Below are 2,244 nucleotides of genomic sequence, written 5' to 3' on the forward strand. Positions count from 1 at the left end.
TTCCACCGCGCATTACTCCCGGTCATTCGCTGATTAGCCACTGCACGGTTACGGTCTGCATATTCACCGGGCCAGTAACCCGCACCTTTTCGGGGCGGGATAAGCGCGCTGATTTTCTTACGCCGCAGTTCATCGTGACAGAGCCGGGTATCGTAAGCGCCATCGGCGGCGGCTGACCTGATTTTCCGGTGGGTTTGCCGGATTAACCCGGGGAAGGCCTCTGAGTCCGTAACGTTGTTCAGCGACAGGTCAGCGCAGATGATTTCATGTGTGTTGCTGTCAACTGCCAGATGCAACTTTCGCCATATACGACGGCGTTCTTTGCCGTGTTTTTTGACTTTCCATTCGCCTTCACCAAAGACCTTCAGCCCGGTGGAATCAATCACCAGATGCGCGATTTCACCTCGGGTGAACGTTTTGAAACTGACGTTAACCGACTTTGCCCGCCTGCTGACACAGCTGTAATCCGGGCAGCGTAGCGGAACGTTCATCAGAGAAAAAATGGAATCAATAAAGCCCTGCGCAGCGCGCAGGGTCAGCCTGAACACGCGTTTAATGACCAGCACAGTCGTGATGGCAAGGTCAGAATAGCGCTGAGGTCTGCCTCGTGATGAAGGCGTTGCTGACTCATACCAGGCCTGAATAGCTTCATCATCCAGCCAGAAAGTTATGGAGCCACGGTTGATGAGGGCTTTATTGTAGGTGGGCCAGTTGGTGATTTTGAACTTTTGCTTTGCCACGGAACGGTCTGCGTTGTCGGGAAGATGCGTGATCTGATCCTTCAACTCAGCAAAAGTTCGATTTATTCATAGATGGTCGCCTCCTGTTTGCCAAGCTAAATATGTTGTGGTGGCTTTACTGGTCATCGATTGCAGCCATAGATCCGGACTTTGCCGAGGTGATGTAAAATACCTCTGTCCCTGATGGAATACGCTGATGGAGGCCTCTATCAACAAAGCGCTCTTTCAGGAGCCTTGAATAAACCGGGTTTTCCCCATCGCGGTCTGACCTGTCTTGCCATCACTTCATGCTTGCCTGGGCAATCGGTGGTGTTGTTTCTGTCTTACTGATTAAGCAACTTAAGCGCTTATTATTGGTGCACAATACTCCCGCTCTTTGGCCAGGAGCGCCCACACAGTCCGCGCATTCTTGTTAGCCAATGCTACCGAGGCAATGTTGTTATTCCGGCGCGCCATTAGCTGGTTAGCCCAGCTCGATACGGCATCCTGTTTATGTTTGGCCGACTGCAATACCGCCCTGGCACCATGGATAAGCAAGGTCCTCAAATAGGTATCACCTCGCTTGCTTATCCCGAGCAGGACTTGTTTACCCCCACTGGAGTGCTGACGTGGAACCAATCCGAGCCAGGCAGCCAGTTGTCGGCCATTCTCGAAATTGTTGGCTTTACCAATGGTCGCAATCAGCGCGCTGGCGGTAACAGGGCCAATACCAGGGATCTTGCCGATACGCTGGCAGCTTGTCGAGTGTAGCGATGACATCGAACAGGTACGCCATGTGGTGCTGTAGTAGACTCAGCTGTGTACGAAACAGGACGGGTAACGGGTTATGCGCATCTTCCACGAGCTCAGGTAATCGTCGCTGTAGCTGCTGGATACCTCGGGGGACGACAATGCCAAATTCGGCCAATAACCCCCTGATTTGATTGGCTTGTGCGGTTCGCTGTTTGATGAAGCTCTGACGACTCCGGTGAAGTGCCAATACGGCTTGCTGCTCAGCGGTTTTGACCGGCACGAACCGCATGTTAGGTCGAGTGACGGCTTCACAAATAGCTTCAGCGTCTGCAGCATCATGCTTATTGGTTTTAACATAGGGTTTGACGAACTGAGGGGCCATCAGTTTGACATTATGGCCCATCGATATCAGTTTATTGGCCCAGAAATGAGCAGATGCACAGGCCTCCATGCCGATCAAACAGGGTGGGATGTTGGCAAAAAAGGAGGCCATTTGTGCCCGTCTGAGTTGTTTGTTGAACAACCGTTTTCCGTGCTCGTCAACCCCATGGATCTGGAAAACGTTTTTTGCCAAATCGATTCCAATAGTTTTAACGTTCATGATAGCAGCGCTCCGTTCAATGAGTGACGATTTATCGTCCCACTGTGGCACAAGAGATGGGAGGCGACCATTCCATTAAGGAAGGTGCGAACAAGTTCCTGATATGAGATCATCATATTCATCCGGAGCGCATCCCAGAGGGACATCATGAGCCATCAACTCACCTTCGCC

1 protein-coding gene and 1 pseudogene are annotated in these 2,244 nt (G+C 51.7%); both read right to left on the bottom strand.

Annotated features, from left to right (window positions below; genetic code table 11):
• Positions 1-785 (bottom strand): IS5 family transposase (locus tag ACOTXF_RS23700; RefSeq protein ID WP_421635309.1); only part of this gene is annotated, 785 nt, incomplete at its 3' end.
• 294 nt (positions 786-1,079) lie between these two features.
• Positions 1,080-2,073: pseudogene (locus tag ACOTXF_RS23705) on the bottom strand (IS110 family transposase).
• Between the last annotated feature and the right edge of the window lie 171 nt (positions 2,074-2,244).

The sequence above is a fragment of the Enterobacter cloacae complex sp. IR53041 genome (genome assembly GCF_049238285.1).
GTDB lineage: Bacteria > Pseudomonadota > Gammaproteobacteria > Enterobacterales > Enterobacteriaceae > Enterobacter > Enterobacter roggenkampii.